The 17,223-nt window shown below is 64.0% G+C and carries 15 protein-coding genes; 10 read left to right on the top strand and 5 right to left on the bottom strand.

Going from position 1 to position 17,223, the window contains the following annotated elements:
• Positions 1-387 precede the first annotated feature (387 nt).
• Positions 388-1,506: a LacI family DNA-binding transcriptional regulator gene (locus B0919_RS12480; RefSeq protein WP_078012593.1), complete on the top strand. Its 1,119-nt coding sequence runs from the start codon at positions 388-390 to the stop codon at positions 1,504-1,506.
• Positions 1,507-1,732: 226 nt separating this feature from the next.
• Here B0919_RS12480 and B0919_RS12475 read toward each other — a convergent pair whose 3' ends face one another.
• Together B0919_RS12475 and B0919_RS12470 are read right to left on the bottom strand one after the other, a co-directional pair.
• Positions 1,733-2,713 carry an aldo/keto reductase gene (locus tag B0919_RS12475; RefSeq protein ID WP_078012592.1) on the bottom strand — a complete coding sequence of 327 codons (981 nt, stop codon included), beginning with the start codon at positions 2,711-2,713 and terminating at the stop codon, positions 1,733-1,735.
• A 127-nt stretch (positions 2,714-2,840) separates the two neighbouring features.
• Positions 2,841-3,086, bottom strand: a complete 246-nt coding sequence (locus B0919_RS12470) for a glycine zipper domain-containing protein (RefSeq protein WP_078012591.1) — start codon at positions 3,084-3,086, stop codon at positions 2,841-2,843.
• Between the two features lie 316 nt (positions 3,087-3,402).
• Here B0919_RS12470 and B0919_RS12465 point away from each other — a divergent pair, with 316 nt between their 5' ends.
• From B0919_RS12465 to B0919_RS12455, 3 genes are all read left to right on the top strand, one after another.
• Positions 3,403-4,611: a Gfo/Idh/MocA family protein gene (locus B0919_RS12465; protein WP_078012590.1), complete on the top strand. Its 1,209-nt coding sequence runs from the start codon at positions 3,403-3,405 to the stop codon at positions 4,609-4,611.
• Between the two features lie 69 nt (positions 4,612-4,680).
• The gene (locus B0919_RS12460) at positions 4,681-5,652 is read left to right on the top strand and encodes a D-2-hydroxyacid dehydrogenase family protein (protein WP_078012589.1); all 972 of its coding nucleotides are present in this window, start codon (positions 4,681-4,683) and stop codon (positions 5,650-5,652) included.
• Between the two features lie 395 nt (positions 5,653-6,047).
• Positions 6,048-7,760 (top strand): T9SS type A sorting domain-containing protein, encoded by a 1,713-nt coding sequence (locus tag B0919_RS12455; protein ID WP_078012588.1) that lies wholly within the window; start codon positions 6,048-6,050, stop codon positions 7,758-7,760.
• 85 nt (positions 7,761-7,845) lie between these two features.
• On the opposite strand, the gene B0919_RS12450 is transcribed toward B0919_RS12455, so the two are convergent.
• Positions 7,846-9,108: a cytochrome P450 gene (locus B0919_RS12450; protein ID WP_078012587.1), complete on the bottom strand. Its 1,263-nt coding sequence runs from the start codon at positions 9,106-9,108 to the stop codon at positions 7,846-7,848.
• A gap of 564 nt (positions 9,109-9,672) precedes the next feature.
• On the opposite strand from B0919_RS12450, the gene B0919_RS12445 reads away from it, so the two are divergent.
• From B0919_RS12445 to B0919_RS12425, 5 genes are all read left to right on the top strand, one after another.
• Positions 9,673-10,575: a fatty acid desaturase gene (locus B0919_RS12445; protein WP_078012586.1), complete on the top strand. Its 903-nt coding sequence runs from the start codon at positions 9,673-9,675 to the stop codon at positions 10,573-10,575.
• 146 nt (positions 10,576-10,721) lie between these two features.
• Positions 10,722-11,168 (top strand): hypothetical protein, encoded by a 447-nt coding sequence (locus tag B0919_RS12440; RefSeq protein WP_078012585.1) that lies wholly within the window; start codon positions 10,722-10,724, stop codon positions 11,166-11,168.
• Positions 11,169-11,396: 228 nt separating this feature from the next.
• The gene (locus B0919_RS12435) at positions 11,397-12,701 is read left to right on the top strand and encodes a PAS domain-containing protein (RefSeq protein WP_078012584.1); all 1,305 of its coding nucleotides are present in this window, start codon (positions 11,397-11,399) and stop codon (positions 12,699-12,701) included.
• Between the two features lie 48 nt (positions 12,702-12,749).
• The gene (locus B0919_RS12430) at positions 12,750-13,109 is read left to right on the top strand and encodes a hypothetical protein (protein ID WP_078012583.1); all 360 of its coding nucleotides are present in this window, start codon (positions 12,750-12,752) and stop codon (positions 13,107-13,109) included.
• Between the two features lie 121 nt (positions 13,110-13,230).
• Complete coding sequence (locus B0919_RS12425; protein WP_078012582.1) at positions 13,231-13,839, top strand: hypothetical protein; 609 nt, start codon at positions 13,231-13,233, stop codon at positions 13,837-13,839.
• A 32-nt stretch (positions 13,840-13,871) separates the two neighbouring features.
• On the opposite strand, the gene B0919_RS12420 is transcribed toward B0919_RS12425, so the two are convergent.
• Entirely contained in the window at positions 13,872-14,690 is an 819-nt protein-coding gene (locus B0919_RS12420; protein WP_078012581.1) for a hypothetical protein, read from the bottom strand.
• A 96-nt stretch (positions 14,691-14,786) separates the two neighbouring features.
• On the opposite strand from B0919_RS12420, the gene B0919_RS12415 reads away from it, so the two are divergent.
• A complete protein-coding gene (locus tag B0919_RS12415; protein WP_254846569.1) occupies positions 14,787-16,442 on the top strand; it encodes a M28 family peptidase in 1,656 nt (551 codons plus the stop codon).
• 76 nt (positions 16,443-16,518) lie between these two features.
• Here B0919_RS12415 and B0919_RS12410 read toward each other — a convergent pair whose 3' ends face one another.
• Positions 16,519-17,214 (bottom strand): MarR family winged helix-turn-helix transcriptional regulator, encoded by a 696-nt coding sequence (locus B0919_RS12410; RefSeq protein WP_078012580.1) that lies wholly within the window; start codon positions 17,212-17,214, stop codon positions 16,519-16,521.
• Between the last annotated feature and the right edge of the window lie 9 nt (positions 17,215-17,223).

Here is a 17,223-nt window from a genome sequence, read left to right as displayed (position 1 = left end):
CCGCAACAGGCACGCTCGCGGAGCTTGCCGGCGCTAACAGCGGCAGAGACAGGACGGTCGTCTAGGGCAGGTCGCGGCTTGCTCAGGAGAATTGATGGTGGAAATCTCCGCAAACTGCGAGTCGCAAAAACGCTGTAAGGCGACTTTATTTACGTAAACGTTTACGGAACATGAGCGCGCACTCACCCATTGCCGATAGGGTTACCTCAGCGGCCCACGCGCCTTAATTACACTTTCACTATCAGTAATTTACAACATGTAATCACGCACTTACTTCAACTGACATAAGCCAGCGAAAAGCCTGATTTTGTTACGTAAAACCAACGCAATAGCTGCTACCGCCCTGAGCAAGTGGGGTAAGCCCGCGCGGCCTACCTACCTTGGATTATGAAATCGGTGAACCTGAAGAAACTGGCCGAGGAGCTGAACCTCTCCGTGGCCACAGTCTCCCGCGCGCTCAACGACCGGTATGACATCTCGCAGGCGACGAAAGACCGGGTGCGCGAACTGGCCAACAAGCTCAACTACGAACCCAACCCCTACGCCAGCAGCCTGCGGCGGCAGCGCAGCAAAACCATCGGCGTGGTGATTCCGGAAGTCGCCAACCACTTCTTCTCCCTCGCCATCAACGGCATCGAGGAAGTGGCCCGCAACAACAACTACCACGTGCTGGTGTACCTCACCCACGAGGATTACCAGCAAGAAGCGTCCATTGTGCGGTTGCTGGCCGGCGGCCGCGTCGACGGGGTGCTGCTCTCGGTAGCCAGCACCAGCCACGATTTGGGCCACCTGGACATGCTGCGCGAGCGGGGCATTCCGATGGTGTTTTTCGACCGGGTGTACGACGACATGGCCACGGCCAAAGTCACCACCGACGACTACGACAGCGGCTACCGAGCCACGCGGCACCTGCTCGAGGTGGGCTGCCGCAGCATTGCCCACCTCACCCTCTCTCCCAGCTTGTCCATTAGTCGCCGGCGCATGCAGGGCTACATCGACGCCCTGCGCGACGCGGGCGTGCCCTTCGATGAATCGTTGGTACTGCAGGGCGGCACGAACCGGACGCAGGATATCGACGCCATCGAGCAACTGCTCCGGCAGCGCCGCATCGACGGCATTTTTGCCTCCATCGAGAGCCTGGCCATGTGCAGCTACGAAGCCTGCCACAACCTGGGCCTGCGCATCCCGCAGGACGTCAAAGTCATTGGCTTTTCCAACCTGGAAATAGCCTCCCTGCTCGATCCGCCCCTCACCACCATCACGCAGCCGGCGTACTCCATCGGCAAGGAAGCGGCCCGGCTGCTGTTTCAGGCCATCACGAAAAACCGCCCCATTTCCTTGGGTCACAGCCAGGAGCTGAAATCGGAGCTGGTTATCCGGGCTTCCACCAGCCTGGAGCAAAGCCAGGCCCGTGCGGCGGCTTTGGCGGCGTACTGCGTCCGCCGCCCCGCCCATTACACCGAAAACGCTCTTGCCTCGGACCCGGCTCCGTTGCAGGGCTTTTGACCTTGATTCCGGGAAGCCGGCCCCGCGGCTCCTGATGCAGTACCAAGAGCACGCGGCGGGGCAAGCTCATCCGTGAGCACACGAGTCAGCCTGCATTTGGCGCATGGCACAGCAAAAGGCCTTTCGGCTGCGCCGTACGCCCGATGCAGGCTGACGCTTGCGGAAAGCTCAAGTGGCACCAAGCTGCGCCTGCTGTTCAGGGGCTCTCCTGATCCTCCCCGAAAGCTTACGAAAAGCCTAGTACCGGGTGCGGCTGATACAGCTCTTCCAGCTGCTTGATTTCCTGGCCCGACAGCTTGACCGATACGGCGGCCACGGCGTCTTCCAGGTGCCCAGGCTTGCTGGCCCCGACGATGGGCGCCGTCACCACCGACTTCGACAGCAACCAGGCCAGGGCAATTTGCGCGGCGGGTAGGCCCCGTTGTTCGGCCAGCGCCGAGACGCGGTCGGCTACCTGAAAATCATCGTCGCGGGAGTACATGCTCTTGGCGAAAGCGTCGGTGCGGGCACGCTCGGTTTCGTTGCCCTCCTTGCGGCGCTTGCCCGAAAGCAGCCCGCGCGCCAGCGGCGACCAGGGAATTACGCCAATTCTCTGGTCCTGGCACAGCGGCAGCATTTCGCGCTCCTCCTCGCGGTACACCAAGTTGTAGTGCGGCTGCATCGACACGAAGCGCGTCCAGTTGTGCTTGTCGGCCAGGTAGAGGGCCTGGGCAAACTGCCACGCGTACATGCTGGAGGCACCGATGTAGCGCGCCTTGCCGGCCTTTACCACGTCGTGCAGGGCTTCCAGCGTCTCTTCAATGGGCGTGTTGTAGTCCCAGCGGTGAATCTGGTAGAGGTCGACGTAATCGGTGCCAAGGCGCTTCAGGCTCGCGTCGATGGCACTCATGATGTGCTTGCGCGAAAGGCCGCGGTTATTCGGGTCGGGGCCCATGGGGTTGTACACTTTGGTAGCCAGCACCACCTCGTCGCGCTTGGCGAAGTCGCGCAGGGCGCGGCCCAGCACTTCCTCACTGGCCCCGTTGGAGTACACGTCAGCCGTATCAAAGAAGTTGATGCCCAGCTCCAGGGCCTGCTGAATAAATGGCCGACTGGCTTCCTCTTCCAAGGCCCAGGGCCACCGCTCGGTGGGGCGGCCGTAGGTCATAGTGCCGAGGCAAATGCGCGAAACTTTCAGGCCGGTATTTCCGAGGCGGATGTAGTCCATAACTGACGAAACGGGCCGCAGCGAGCGGCCAGTGAGATGATTCGGTAACAACAGACGGCATACGCAACCGGGCACAAAAAAGACCGCTCCGGGCGGTCTTTTTTTGCTACCTGCACTGCTGCAGTTCCTATCGGTTGCGGGCTACTTCGCGCTGGCGCCGACGCTCATCGCGCCGCTCCTCTTTTTCGCGTTCTTTCTTCTTGTCGCGGGCATTGCCAATGATGGCCCCGCCCACAACCCCGGCGGCACCGCCAATCACGGCCCCTTTTTTACCCCCGATGGCGCTGCCGGTAACGGCGCCGGCCGAGCCACCCAGAATGGCCCCGGTGGTGCGGCCGGAACAGCTGGCAAAAAACAGGCTGGTGACGAACAACAGAACAAGACTTAAGGCTCTCATGGCTCACTATCGTTTTGTGCAACAATGGCTTCCTTGCGGAAGCTTCGGGCACTACTCAAGACAATTTCGTGCCATATTTAAACAAGAGAGCAGCCACTAAAATTCGATTTCCCGCCTTGGCAGTGCCCTGCCCTCTCAAGCAGGCCTGCTTACGATGCCAAGCTCCTGTCCGGCAACGGCTTGGTAGCAGGCCGAGCTGCGGGCAAACATTCGCCGCCTTCCCGATAACCCAGTCGGCTTTTTGCCGGTACTACAGCAACGGCTCCGTCATCCTCCACAACTACCTTGAGTTATGAAAAGCGTTGACCCTTCCTCCTCACCGGCTACCGCCTCACGGCGCGAATTTATCCGCACCGCGGCTTTGGGCCTGGGCGCCACGCTCGTGGGCTCGTCGGTGTTGGGCGCCCCCTTTTCCTGGCTGGAAGAAATGCCCTACGGCCCGGCCAGCCTGGAGGCCCTGCGCCAGGGCCGCAAGCTGGGCGTGGCGCTGGTGGGCCTGGGCAAGTACAGCAGCGGCCAGCTCGCCCCGGCGTTGCAACAAACCAGGCTCTGCCGCCTCGCGGGCATCGTGACGGGTACGCCGGGCAAGGCGCAGCAATGGCAGCAGCAATACGGTATTGCGGCCAAGAGCACATACGACTACAAGACCTTCGACCGCATTGCCGACAACCCCGACATCGACATTGTGTACGTGGTGCTGCCCAATGCCTTGCATGCCGAGTACACGGTGCGCGCCCTGCAGGCAGGCAAGCACGTCATCTGCGAAAAGCCGATGGCTACCACCGTGGCCGACGCGCAACGCATGATTGCGGCCAGTCAGAAAGCGGGCAAGAAGCTGGGCATCGGCTACCGCCTGCACTCCGAGCCGCACCACCGCGAAATGATGCGCCTGGGTCAGCAGCAGGTGCTTGGGCCGGTGAAGCGCATCCTGGCCGATAACGGCTTCCGGTTCAACAACGACACGCCCTGGCGCGTGGACCGGGAGCTGAGCGGCGGCGGGCCACTGATGGATATGGGCATTTATTGCCTGCAGGGCGCGCTCTACACCAAAGGACAGGTGCCCGTGTCGGTTACGGCGAAGTTCACGCCCAAGCCCGGTGGCGACCTGTTTAAGGAAGTGGAAGCCGGCGTGGACTGGCAGCTGCAGTTTGCCGACGGCTCGGTGGCTGATTGCCGCACCAGCTACGCCGAAAACATGCAGAGCCGCCTGCGCGCCGAAGCCTCCAAGGGTTGGTTTGAGCTGCAGTCCGCCTTCGGGTACGGCGGCATTGAGGGGCGCACCAGCCAGGGCGGGATGAACATTCGGAACGTGAACCAACAGGCTGCGCAGATGGACGACTTCGCCGACTGCGTGCTCAACAACAAGCTCACCCGCGTGCCCGGCGAAATGGGCCTGCGCGACGTGCAACTGCTGCTGGCCATTTACCGCGCCGCCGAAACCGGGCAGAAGGTATCAACCAAGGACGTAAAGGACGTGCTGGACCGGGTGGGCAAAGGTTAAAGGCTGAATTCGCTTTGGTTGGAGCCAAAGACATGCCGTCATTATGCCCGATTCTCCTGCGCCTGCCCCATGCACATCATCATTCCCGACGACTACCAGCACGTCATTCAGACCCTGGACTGCTTCCGTCTGCTCGACGGCCACCGGGTTAGTATTTACCACGACGCAGCCACTGACCTCGACACGCTGGCCAGCCGCTTTCAGGAGGCCGATGCCCTGGTGCTCACGCGCGAACGGACCAGCATCACAGCTGAATTGCTGGCGCGTCTGCCCAAGCTGCGCCTCATCAGCCAGACGGGCAAGATTTCCAGCCACCTCGACCTGGAGGCCTGCACGGCCCGCGGTGTGGCGGTGGCCGAGGGCGTCGGCTCACCCGTGGCGCCGGCCGAGCTGGCCTGGGCCCTGATGCTGAATGCGCGGCGCGAACTACCGGCCGCCATAGCGGCCATGAAGCAGGGCCGCTGGCAGGTCAACATGGGCCGCGCCCTGCAAGGCCAGACGCTGGGTATCTGGGGCTACGGCAAAATCGGGCGGCGCGTGGCCCACTACGCCCAGGCCTTCGAGGTGCCGGTGCTGGTGTGGGGCAGCGAAGCCTCGCGCCGGGCGGCCGTGGCCGATGGGCACCAAGCCGCCAGCAACCGCGAGGCCTTTTTCGCCGAGGCCGACATTGTGAGCCTGCACTTGCGCCTGACCGACGCCACGCGCCACCTCATCGGCCCCGCGGACCTGGCGCGCATGAAGCCCGACGCCCTGCTGGTCAACATCAGCCGGGCCGAGCTGCTGCAGCCGGGCGCGCTGGAAGCGACGCTGCGCCGGGGCCGCCCGGGCTTCGCCGCCGTGGATGTGTACGAGCAGGAGCCCATATTCGACCCCAACCACCCCTTGCTGCAACTGCCCAACGTGCTGTGCACCCCGCACCTAGGCTACGTGGAGCGCAGCAGCTACGAGCTATACTTCGGCAAGGCCTTCGAGAATGTGGTGGCCTTTGCCGCTGGCCGCCCGCAGGGCATTGCCAATCCGCAGGTGCTGCCCTCAGCATAATCAGCCAAGCCAATGCTGCTACCGTGCCCAAACCACGGACCTTGCTCCCTGCCTGCTACTTCCCGCCCGCTGCGCATCAGCGGGCGGCTTGCTTAGCACTTACTGGCAAAGCAGTATCTGCGCATACGGCAAGGCCTGGTTTTGGCGCATCAAAAAGTCAGAATATACCAGCCAAAACGCAGCCAAAAACCGCTGCCAATATACCTATTGGCGCATTTATTCAGATTGGCCTAAAGTCAGCTTAAACCACACTTTGGTGTGGTGGCAAGGGCTGTCGGCGACGTACTTGCTGAGGCTTTCAGCACTGCCGGGCAGCCTCCCTCCTACTGCGCCTGGTTGGCCCGAAGCAGTTTCGCCTTTCGCCGAGTCTACCACCGTTTATTGTTCTCATTCTGATGACACGCTTACTCCGCTATTCGCTTATGCTACTGGCCGCCGGCTTTGCGGCCCGCGCCACGGCCCAAACGCCCGACTGGAACCTGGCCCTGCCGGTCGGCGGCGCTTCCCCGGTGCTGATCCAATCCATCGTGGCCGATTCCAGCGACAACGTGTACCTGGCCGGCTCGTTCTACGACACCGCCACCTTCGGCCACCTCTCCCTGACCAGCCAGGGCTCTGAGGACATCTTCGTGGCGAAGTGGAACCGCACGACCCAGCGGTTTGTGTGGGTGCAGCGCGCCGGCGGCCCCGAAGCCGACCACGCGGCCCAACTGGTGCGGCGCGGCCCCTACCTCTACCTGACGGGTGAGTGCCAGAGCACGGATTATACTTTCGGCGCGCTGCACCGGCGCAACGCGGGCTTCACCGGCAACACCGAAGCCTTCGTGGCCAAGCTCACCGACGCCGGCCCTAGCAGCAGCTTCGCCTGGGTGCAGCCCCTCGGTACCGGCCAGGCCCAAGGCACGGCCCTGGCCGTGGAGGGCTCCCGCGTGTACGCGGCCGGCACCTTCTACGGGCCTTTGCGCTTTGCCACATTCACGCTGCCGAACAACAACCTACCCGGCTACGGCACCCAGGATATCTTCGTAGCGGCCGTGGACGACCAAGGCAGCAGCGCCTCCGTGGCGTGGGCCGATCGGGCCGGCGGTATCCGCGACGATTTTCCGACGGCCCTGGCCGTGTCGGGGCACCAGATCTACCTTTCGGGTGCCTTCTATAGCCCCGTAGCCCGCTTCGGCAGCACGGATCTGCCCAACAACGACCCCGAACGCCACACCTCCGACGCTTTTGTGGCCAAGCTTACCGACAACGGTTCGCGCGGGCAGTTTGTGTGGGCCCGGGGAGCCGGTGGCTGGTTTCACGACCAGTTTTCGGGCGTGGCCGTGCAGGGCCCGAACGTGTACGCAGTGGGCTCCATCGGCACCGCCGTGGACTTTGGCCCGCTGAAGGCGCGCACCGCCGGCACGCTGGACATGGTGGTAGCCAAGCTCGTAGACGCCGGGCCAAGTGCAGCCTTTAAGTGGGTGCAGACGGGCGGCGGCGCAGGCTACGAAGAAGCCAGGAGCGTGGCCGTGCAAGGCAACGTGCTGTACGTGAGCGGCGAGCTGAACAGCGGCGACAACCGCTTCGGCAACCTGCACTTCCGGCGCCAGGCCAGCATCGGCACCGGCGTGTTCGTCACCCGGCTTACCGACCTGGGCGAAATGAGCAATTTTGACTGGGTGCGCGAAGCCCACGGCGCCACCAACGGCCACGCGTACGCCTTTGCCCAGAGCGGCCAGCAGCTGTACCTGGCCGCTGGCTTGCCGCCTTCCGCGCAGCTCGGCCAGCTGCCGGCCACCCCACTCGATACGCCGCAAATCCTGCTGCTGGGCCTGACGGACACCCAATCGTCTGTATTCAACACTCCGGCCAGTAGCCTGGAAGTATTCCCCAACCCTGCCACCAACGCCCTGTGGGTACGCCTGCCCACAGCCGGCGCCGCGCCGGTGCGCCTGCAGGTACTGGATATGCTGGGCCGGGTGGTGCTACAGCGCACCGAGGCCGTGACGGAAGCCGGCCTGCTGAGCCAGGTACCCGTGACGCAGCTGGCTAGCGGCACCTATGTGCTGCGCGTGCAGGCCGGCCCCGCCACTGCGGCCACCCAACGGTTTGTCGTCACGCGCTAACGTCTGCCATTAATTGGCAACGGCCCCGGTGCTATCTGCACCGGGGCCGTTTCGTTTAGAGCAAGGCGTATCATCAGGCACGCTACTACAGCGGCTTGTAGGGCCCGAGCCGCCACACGTTGCGCATGATGAACTTGCTGCGCGGGTAGGTGGGCATGCGCGCCAGGCTGAAGCTCAGGTCCTGCTCGGGCACCTCGTAGGCGAGGTTGACGAGAAACTGCACGGCCACTTTGGTGGCTTCGATGGTAATCCACTCGCCGGCGCAGCGGTGCCCGCCGAGGAAGTCGCCGCCGCCCTGCGGAATAAAGTCGAAGGGGTTTTCCTGCCAGTGCCGAAACCGTTCGGGCTCGAACTCGTCCGGCCGCTGCCAGCGCTGGGCGTCGCGGTTGGTGCCGTACACATCCAGCAGCACCAGTGTGCCCTGCGGAAAGTGGTAGCCCTGCCAGTCAAAATCGGCCCGGACGCGGGCGCCGGTGAAGGGTGCAAAGGGGTAAAAACGCCGCACCTCGTGCACGAACAGCTCCAGGTAGCTGCGGTCGGCCAGCAGCTGAGCGCGGCACTCGGGGTGCTGGTGCAGCGCCAGCGCCGCGAAGGTGACGTACCACGCAATGGCCACGATGGGCCGGATAAGGTTGATGAGCTCCACGGCGGCCATTTGCACGCTCAGCAGCTCGTCGTCGAGGTTGCGGTGCCAGGCCACCACATAGGCCGGCGAATCCACGGCCGGGGCCAGTTCGCCCTTGCGAATCTGGCGGATAACGCCCCGAATCCAATGCTCGGCGCGGCTGCGGGCCGCGCGGCCGCGCCAGTGCCGCGGCGCCATGGTGCCGAAGGCGTCGACCATGGTGGCAAAGTCACGGGCGCGGCGCGGCGCATCAGCCTCCGACAGCGGCACCCCGGCCCAAGCGCAGGCGGCGCGGCACAGCACTTCCTGCGCTTGCTCAAACAGCCGGATTTCCTCTTGCTGCTCCCAGCCGGCGGCGTAGGCTTCCCAGTGCTCCTGCATCAGCGTCATCAGGCGGCGGATGTTCTGGGGCGTCATCACCGACATAAACATGGCCTTGCGGTGCCGGTGGGGCGCGTCGTCCATGGTTTGCACGCCGTTTTCACCGAGCAAGGTTTTCTGCACCGGCTTCGGAATGGCCCCCGTGCGCACAAAATGGCCCTGATCGTAGAACAGGCGCACCGCCTCCGGGCCGTGCAGGCAGATGGTGGTCATGCCCAGCAGGCGCATCTGGAACACGTCGGTACCGAGGCGGCGGCAGCGGTTGTTGATGAAGGGAAAGCCTTCGCGCAGCAGCGCCACGGTGCTGTCGAGGCTGGGGTCGCGGGGAATAGTTGCGTTCATAGCGGGCCAAAAAGCAGGTAGGCGGCGCCCTGTGGCCGGTGCCAGTACCGGCCAGCGCAGAGGCACCGTGCCTTGCCTACGCACGCCCGTTCATCAGGATACAACGGTCGAGCTGGCCCGCCGCTGCCGTCCGCGCTTTAGCCCTGATTTCCCGCCCGCTGGCCTCGGCCATAAAAAAGGCCACCCCGGCGGGGCAGCCTTAGTTCGGCACGAGAAGCCGCGGCTATTCGCTGCTCCGGTCGCGCTGCTTTTTCTTTTCGTCCTTCGCCGCTTTTTTCTCTTTGGCGGTTTTGGTGGGCTCCTTTTTTTTTTCCTTGCGGGCGTCTTGGGCTTTGGCCATGATGGAGAAGAGATTGGGGGTGAGTGTGCAGAGTTACTAACGAACGGGCCAACGCCGGCGTTGCCCGCTCAGAGGCGCAATAAACGCCAAAACCAGCAGAAAACCCGAGTAGAACCCGACGACCTACACCGGCCGGCAGCAGCCAGCAAAAAGCCGGCCGCCGCACCCAACTTTTCCGCGTGCCGGCAGTTGCTTACCGTTAGGCACTCAGACGTCGTGATGGTATGCTCGCTGACCGCATAGTTCCGCCCGGCGACCGGCTCGTAGTAGGCTGGCCGAAAGTATGTTGGCTGTACCTCATGCTGGTGCCCGCGGTGCTGTGGGCCCCGGCGGCCGTCAGTCTGCCGCGGGCGGTGGCCTCGGTACTGCTCACGTTCCTGACGGTGGGCGTGGGCCACTCCATCGGGCTGCACCGCGGGCTGATTCACCGGGCCTACCGCTGCGCGCCGCGCACGCGCCGGGTGCTGGCATACCTGGCCGTGCAGGCGGGCATGGGCGGGCCGCTGAGCTGGGTGCGCGTGCACTTCTACCGCGACTACTGGCAGAACCAGCCCGATTGTCCGCGCTACTTCGCCTACCGCCACTCGGCCCTGCGCGACTATTTCTGGAACCTGCACCTGAGCGTGCACCCCGCCGACGACGCCCGCTACGAGCTGCCCCCGGACGTGCTCCACGACCCGTGGCTGCGCTGGCTGGAGCGCACCTGGCAGTGGCACGTGCTGGGCGGCATCGGGCTGCTGGCCCTCGTCTTCGGCCCCGAGACGGCGGTGGTCTGCGGCTGCGCCCGTATCAGCGTGGCCATCCTGGGTCACTGGTTCGTCAACTACGTGTCGCACTCCTACGGCTACGTGCGCTACCGCATCGAGCGGGCCACCGAAAGCGGCTACAACAACTGGCTGCTGGGCCTGCTGTCCTTCGGCGAAGGGCTGCACAACAATCACCATGCCCACCCGCAGTCGGCCAAGCTGAGCGCGGCTTGGTACGAGGTGGACCTGGGCTGGCCCGCCGTGCGCGCCCTGCAGTGGCTGGGGCTGATCTGGGACGTGCAGGCCGTGGGCCACACGCCTACCCAGCGCCGCCGGGCCCTTAGCGGGCCGCTGCGCTGGCGCTTCTGGTGGCAGAAGTAGCCCGCGCCACGCCGTCGTTCCCAACCCGCGCCGGACTTGCTGCGTTGAGCTAAGGGTTATTGCGCCGACGCGGAGCTGCCGTGGCTGCTTTCCAGCCGCGCCCCCGCCGTTGGCGTACCCGTTCACCCCCAACCTTCCTCCCTGCCATGGCATACCAACACACCGTCGTCGGCGCCTTCGGTACCGTCGAGGCCGCCCAGCGCGTGGCCGACCAGCTCACCCAACACGGTTTTCCGACCGGCGCCGTAGAGGTGGCCGACCACGACACCACGACCACGGAAAACCCCACCGGCGAGTTCCCGGAAAACGACGGGTTCCACCACCTCATCATGGCCATCTTCGGCCCGCACTCCGATAGCGCCCACCCACGCTACGACGCCCGCCGCCACGGCTTCGTGGCCGTGCACGTGGATACCTACGCCGAGGCCGAGCGCGCCCGCGACCTGCTCGACGCGGGCGGCGCCGTAGACGTGCACGAGCTCGGCATCGGGCACCGCGGAGCCACCGCCGGCACGGCCCAGGACGCCGAGCTGCGCCCGCAGCGCAGCCGCATCGTGGAGCGGCGCCCCGGCCAGCCGCTGCGCCCGGTATAGGTAACGCAAGGGGGCTCTACCCCCTTATTTTCGGTTCGATTATCGGCGCTGGCCTTGTAGCCAGCGCCTTTCTTTTACCTATCCAACAAGCATTTAGTATCATGCCATTGATACTACCCGGCACCAGATAACGCTTTTCACTTGCCTCGCTGCCTGCCCCTGTAGTAGCTTCGAAGTACCGCAACCCGCACACCCTTCTTTTCAGGCTGGCTTCCTGCCTGCATTTCTATGGCCGACCGCTCCACTTCCATCGACTACCAACGCCTGTTTCGCGCGCTGCCGGATAACTTCCTGGTGATTGGCGCCGACGCCGACGCCACCATTCTCGACGACACCCACAACCACGCCGCGGTGGCGATGAAAAGCCGCGAAAGTGTGGTCGGCAAGCCCTTCTTCGAGGCGTACCCGATAGCGGACCAGAACGAAGCCAACGTCATCCGCGAATCGCACGAGCATGTGCGCCGCTACAAGCAGCCGCACACCATGCCCCTGATTCGCTACGACCTGGAGCGGCCCACGGAGCAGGGCGGCGGCTTCGAGCAGCGCTACTGGGAAGCCACGCACTTCCCCATCCTCGACGACAACGGCGACTTGCTCTACATCCTGCAACGCTCCCACGACGTGACCGAGCGGCACCTGGCCGAGCAGCACCGCCTGCGCATTCAGGCCGAGCTGGCCGAAAGCCAGGAGCGCGCCCGCTTCACTCTGGAAGCCCTGCCGATGATGGTGTGGACCACCAAGCCCACGGGCGAAGTCGAGTACTTCAACCAGCGCTGGCTGCAGTTTACCGGCCTGAGCATGGAGCAGCTGCGCGACCATGGCTGGACCGACAGCCTGCACCCCGACGACCGGGAGCGGGTAATGCAAACCTGGCAGCAGGCCGTCCAGAGCGGCGCCGAGTCGCAGCAGGAATACCGCCTGCGCCGCCACGACGGGCAGTACCGCTGGCTGCTGGCCCGCGGCGTGCCCCGCCGCAGCGCCGATGGGCAGATTACCATGTGGGTGGGCGGCGCCACCGATATTCACGACCAGAAGCAGATGGTGCAGGAGCTGCTGGAATCCAACGAGCAGCAGGCCCTGCTCTCCGATCAGGCCTACCAGGCCTACCAGCTGGCCGAAAGCCAGCGCGAGACGTTCCACAACCTGTTCATGCAGGCGCCGGCCCTGATCTGCATCCTGCGCGGTGCCGAGCACCGCTACGACTTCGTCAACCCCTTGTACCAGCAGCTGTTCCCGGGCCGGCAGCTGGTGGGCAAAACCGTGCCGGAAGCGCTGCCCGAAGTGCTGGAACAAGGCTTCCTGGACCTGCTCGACCGCGTTTACGAAACCGGCGAGCCGTATTTGGGCAACGAAATCGTGATTATGATCGACGACAACGACGGCACCCCGGCGCGACAGATGTACCTCAACTTTACCTACCAGCTGTTCCACGAAGCGGGGCAGAAAGCGGGCATTACCGTGTTTGCCTACGACGTGACGGACCTCGTGCAAGCCCGCAAGACCCTGGAGCGCCTCAACGGCACCATCCAGTAGCCCTTCCCCTTCCGCCCCATTCTGCCGGCTTTCTTTGTTCCCCTTCCTATGAGCCTTTCCAGCCTGGATTTCCAGCAAGCCAGGATCAAGCAGGTGCTCTTCAAGTCGCGGCTGCGCTCCGTGCTCTACGGCGTGCGCGAAGCCGACCCGACGTTGTTCTCCGCGCGCGACAACCCGCTGGGCCAGTGGTTTGAAGCGACCGTGCGGCCGCAGTTTGGGCGTACCCCTACCACCGTGGAGCTGGAGCGCGCCATTCAGCAGATGCTGGACGCGGGCCAAAACCTGGTGACGCAGTACCGCCGCGGCCAGATCGAAGAAGCCCGTGCCGGCCTCGACCAGGTGGACGTGCACGCGGCCCGCATTGAGCGGCTGCTCCAGCAGCTGGAGCGGGGCGCCGCCGCGGCCTAGCGTCGAGCTTGGCGCAAGATTCTCGCCTTTGCGCATGATTTAGCACGGGTTCGTGCTATTTTGCAGGCGGGGCCCGGTCTTTAGCGGCCGGGCCCCGCCTGTTTTTCTTTCGCGAGTCACCATGGTAGTTATCGGCTATACCTCTACTCACCTGCGGACGGCCAAAGTCCCCGAGGCCCCGTGTCCGGCGTGCGGGCAGGCCGGGGCCGTGCGCCTGCGAGTGTTTGGGCGCTATGCGCACTTGTCCGGCATTCCCATCTTCACCCTCGGCAAAACCGGCCACTTGCACTGCAACTACTGCCAGGTGGTGCTCAAGCCGCGGGAGCTGCCGGCCACGCACCGCTCGCACTGGCAGGCCCTGAAAAACCGCGTGCGCACGCCTAGCTGGCACTTTGCCTGGTTTATGGTCGCCGCCACGGTGGCCTTCGGCAACTGGGCGCACGGGGCGTGGCAGCTGTACCAGGGCGAGACGCGGCTGGCCCACCCGCACGTGGGCGACGTGTACCGCATCAGAAGCGAGGCACCGGGCTACTTCACCCTGCTGAAAGTGGTGGAAGTGAACGGCAACAGCGTGCGCCTGCGCCAGAACGCGTACGAATCCAACATCGAAGCCGACTTCCGGCAGCTGAACAAGCCCGCCAACTATGAGCCCGACCCCTTCGACCTGACGCAGCTGGATTTGCAGATCATGCAGCAGCAGCACGAACTGCTGGCGGTGGAGCGGCCGTAGTGAGACGTTTCAGCTGCGCTGGCTTTGGCGCCTTAACGAGCTTCCAAAGCACTTTTCATTATTCGGTCACGGTCGAGCCAGAGCAGCCAAAATGCCCAATGGTGGTAGCGCTCTGCCTCGTTCGCGGGTTTGGCATGTAAGGCAGCGAACAACCAGTGTGACCTTGGACCGGCCAGAACCTGTTTATTGAAGCTCTCCAAGCGTTGTTCGAGGTCCGCTAGCTCCTTCTCGTACATAATCTGCAAATCTCGGCCTACTTCGGCCAGCACATAATGCAAGATGGCTTTGGTAGCTTCGTCTGCTTCCCGCCCAAACTCTCTAAGGGCTGGGACATGCTCCAGTAAGCTGTGCCTCAACAGCGCCAACTGCAATACTTGCGGCGCCAAACGGCGGTATTCGCGATAGTGGTCAGACAACAGGGCTTCCCTCTTTCGTTTGAGAAACTGGCGATACTCTTCCAGCACATAAATGTCCTTATGAACCTGGCGGCTGCTTAATGGCCGCTTTAAGGTGAGCTGCTGTAGCGTATCTCCTATTTCTCGGCGGTAATAATCCAGCATCTGTTCCGCTACTGGTAGCTGAGCAGCGGCCTGTGCATCCTGTTGGTGCAGCCGCTGCTCGTGCTCCGCCATAGCTTGTTCATACTCGCTCAGATATAGCGGCCACTGCGCAGGCGTTAAAATGCGCTGAAAGTTTTCGTACTCAAAGTCGGTGCTTTCCCAGAAGCCCTGAATCAGGTCTTGGTCCTGCTGAAACCGCACAATGGCCTCGGCCTGCCCGGTGGTGATGTTCCAATGTTTATAGAGCACGCACGTCTGTTTGACGTGCCGAGCAAATTCTTTAGGGTTCATAGACGAAGGCTGAGAACTGGCAAAATAGCGGACTTGCGCAGCAATGCCACCCCACACGGCCGCGCGCCGTATGTTTGTGCTTTCCCGCGTTTGCCCATGATGCCACTTCGTTCCTGGCTTGCCCTAGCCAGCTTTTGCCTGCCGCTGACGGTGGCGGCGCAGTCTCCCGCTATTGATAAACCGGCAGCTTCGGCCCTGAAAAAGGTGAAGCCGGCCGATATCAAAGCCCACATCCAGTACCTGGCTGATGACAAGCTGCAGGGCCGCCAGCCCGGCACGCCCGGCTACCAGATGGCCGTCGATTACGTCACGCAGCAGCTCAAGTCCTTCGGGGTGCAGCCCGCCGGCGACAACGGCACCTTTGTGCAGAAAGTGCGCCTGCGCCGCGCCTTCGTGAAGCCCGAGCCGCTGCTGGTGCTGCGCGACGCGGGCGGCGTACCCACGGCCCTCACCGCCGGCCGCGACTACGCCTTCTACCCCAACCCGGCTGCCCCTACCGTGCAGACGGAAGCCCCGCTGGTGTTTGCCGGCTACGGCATCACCGCGCCCGAGCTGAAATACGACGATTACCAGGGCCTCGACGCCAACGGCAAAATCGTGGTGGTGGTGCGCGGGGCGCCCAAGTCGTTTCCCTCCACCGTATCGGCGGCCAGCCAGGACCTGCTGCTGGTGATGCAAAACGCGGCCCGCCACGGCGCGCTGGGCGTGCTGGTGGCCAGTGCCAATCCCAAAGCCAGCGTACCGAACCTGAAGCGCGGTGCCTACAGCGTGCTCGACGCGAAAGGCCAAGTAGCGGCCTCGCGCACCTACGCCGCCGGCTACAACCTGAACCTGCTGGCCTCGGTGGACGCGGCCACGCTGAACCGCCTGCTCACGGCCGCGCAGCTGGACACGGCCCGCACCCTGGCGGCCATGCGCAGCGGCAAGCCTGCCTCGGCCGCGCTGCGCACCACGGCCCGGGCCGATTTCGGCAGCACTTATCAGGACTTCGATTCCTACAACGTGGTGGGCAAGATTCCGGGCTCCGACAAGCAGCTCGGCAAGGAGTACGTGGTGCACTCGGCTCACCTCGACCACCTCGGCATCAGCACGCCGGTGAAGGGCGACTCCCTCTACAACGGCGCCCACGACAACGCTTCGGGCGTGGCTTCGGTGCTGGAAATTGCGCGCCTCTACTCCCACGTCAAGCAGAAGCCCAAGCGTAGCATCCTGCTGGTGCTGCAAACGGGCGAGGAGCTGGGCCTGTTGGGTTCGGCCTACTTCGCCTCGCACCCCACCGTGCCGAAGGCCCAGATTGTGGCCGACGTAAACACCGACATGCCCACCATCATTGCCCCGCTGCTGTCGGTGGTGCCGCTGGGGGCGCAGCATTCGTCGCTGCTGGAGCCAGTGAAGCGCGCCGCCTCCTACCTGGAGCTGACCGTGGAAGACGACCCGGAGCCCGAGCAAAACCGCTTTATCCGCTCCGACCAGTACAGCTTCGTGATGCAGGGCATTCCGGCCCTGCACATCAAGTACGGCAACAAGACCAAGGACGGGAAGAACAACCTCAGCGAGCTGGTGCAGAAGTGGCGGGCCGAAACCTACCACAAGCCCCAGGACGACATCAACGGCCTGTTTGACTTTGAAGCGGGCAAGAAGTACGTGCAGCTGAACTTCCTTATCGGCTACCAGGTGGCCAACGACCCGCAGCGCCCCAAGTGGAATGCGGGTGACTTTTTCGGCAGCCGCTTCGGAGCCGGCCGGCGGTAGCACGCCGGGCGCGGGCTGAAGTCCGCCCGACAAACAAGCGGCCCGCTGGTTTTGTACCGGCGGGCCGCTTGTGGTTTTAGTAGCCCGTCGGGCGCCAGTCGGTGGGCACGTGCGGGAAGTACTTCCGGCGCATTTCCTCGAGCGTGGCCGGACGGGCGGCCGCGAAGACGGGAAAGTGAAATGCATCGAGCTTGGTGAGCAGGTAAGCCAGCTGCTCCTGCTCGGCGGCGGTGAGGTTGCCGGCGGCCATAGCGGCTACCTGGCTCATGTTGGCAAACGCTTCGAAAAGCACCCGTTTGCCTTGATCCGTCAGGCTCAGCAACTTGCGGCGGCGGTCGGTGGCGTGGGGAGCTTCCTGCACCAGGCCGGCGGCCAGCAGGCGGCGGATGATTTCGGAGCCGGTGGGCTTCTCGTGAATGTTGCGGGTTATCAGTTCGCTTTTGCTGAGTGGGCCGCGCCCGTACACGGCGGCCAGGTACGAAAAATCGTCGTAGGTGATGAGCGGGGTATTGAGCAGGGCCAAGCGCGAGTACGTGCGCAGGTAGCGGTACATGAACGTGACGAACTTACCGATAACCGAAGCCGCCGTTTCCATCGGGTGGCTGGGCTCCCGTTCCACCGTCTGGCGGCGGGGGCTGCTGGCGGCACCGGTGCGGGCCTGCAGCCAACGGCTGAATTCGGCTAGTTCTGCGGCTGGGTCAGCCGTGGGGGACGCGTCGCGGTGAAATTCCTCGGCCAGCTCTACCAGCTGTTTGACCAGGCTGTAATCCATAAAACAAAT

This window comes from Hymenobacter sp. CRA2, from assembly GCF_002007105.1.
GTDB lineage: Bacteria > Bacteroidota > Bacteroidia > Cytophagales > Hymenobacteraceae > Solirubrum.
This window is presented reverse-complemented; position numbering and strand designations above follow the sequence as displayed.

Bases quoted from the DNA above. Each gene is read 5' to 3' on its own strand.
- B0919_RS12480 (WP_078012593.1), top strand. From the start codon at position 388: ATGAAATCGGTGAACCTGAAGAAACTGGCCGAGGAGCTGAACCTCTCC.
- B0919_RS12475 (WP_078012592.1), bottom strand. From the start codon at position 2,713: ATGGACTACATCCGCCTCGGAAATACCGGCCTGAAAGTTTCGCGCATT.
- B0919_RS12465 (WP_078012590.1), top strand. From the start codon at position 3,403: ATGAAAAGCGTTGACCCTTCCTCCTCACCGGCTACCGCCTCACGGCGC.
- B0919_RS12460 (WP_078012589.1), top strand. From the start codon at position 4,681: ATGCACATCATCATTCCCGACGACTACCAGCACGTCATTCAGACCCTG.
- B0919_RS12455 (WP_078012588.1), top strand. From the start codon at position 6,048: ATGACACGCTTACTCCGCTATTCGCTTATGCTACTGGCCGCCGGCTTT.
- B0919_RS12450 (WP_078012587.1), bottom strand. From the start codon at position 9,108: ATGAACGCAACTATTCCCCGCGACCCCAGCCTCGACAGCACCGTGGCG.
- B0919_RS12445 (WP_078012586.1), top strand. From the start codon at position 9,673: ATGCTCGCTGACCGCATAGTTCCGCCCGGCGACCGGCTCGTAGTAGGC.
- B0919_RS12440 (WP_078012585.1), top strand. From the start codon at position 10,722: ATGGCATACCAACACACCGTCGTCGGCGCCTTCGGTACCGTCGAGGCC.
- B0919_RS12435 (WP_078012584.1), top strand. From the start codon at position 11,397: ATGGCCGACCGCTCCACTTCCATCGACTACCAACGCCTGTTTCGCGCG.
- B0919_RS12430 (WP_078012583.1), top strand. From the start codon at position 12,750: ATGAGCCTTTCCAGCCTGGATTTCCAGCAAGCCAGGATCAAGCAGGTG.
- B0919_RS12425 (WP_078012582.1), top strand. From the start codon at position 13,231: ATGGTAGTTATCGGCTATACCTCTACTCACCTGCGGACGGCCAAAGTC.
- B0919_RS12420 (WP_078012581.1), bottom strand. From the start codon at position 14,690: ATGAACCCTAAAGAATTTGCTCGGCACGTCAAACAGACGTGCGTGCTC.
- B0919_RS12415 (WP_254846569.1), top strand. From the start codon at position 14,787: ATGATGCCACTTCGTTCCTGGCTTGCCCTAGCCAGCTTTTGCCTGCCG.
- B0919_RS12410 (WP_078012580.1), bottom strand. From the start codon at position 17,214: ATGGATTACAGCCTGGTCAAACAGCTGGTAGAGCTGGCCGAGGAATTT.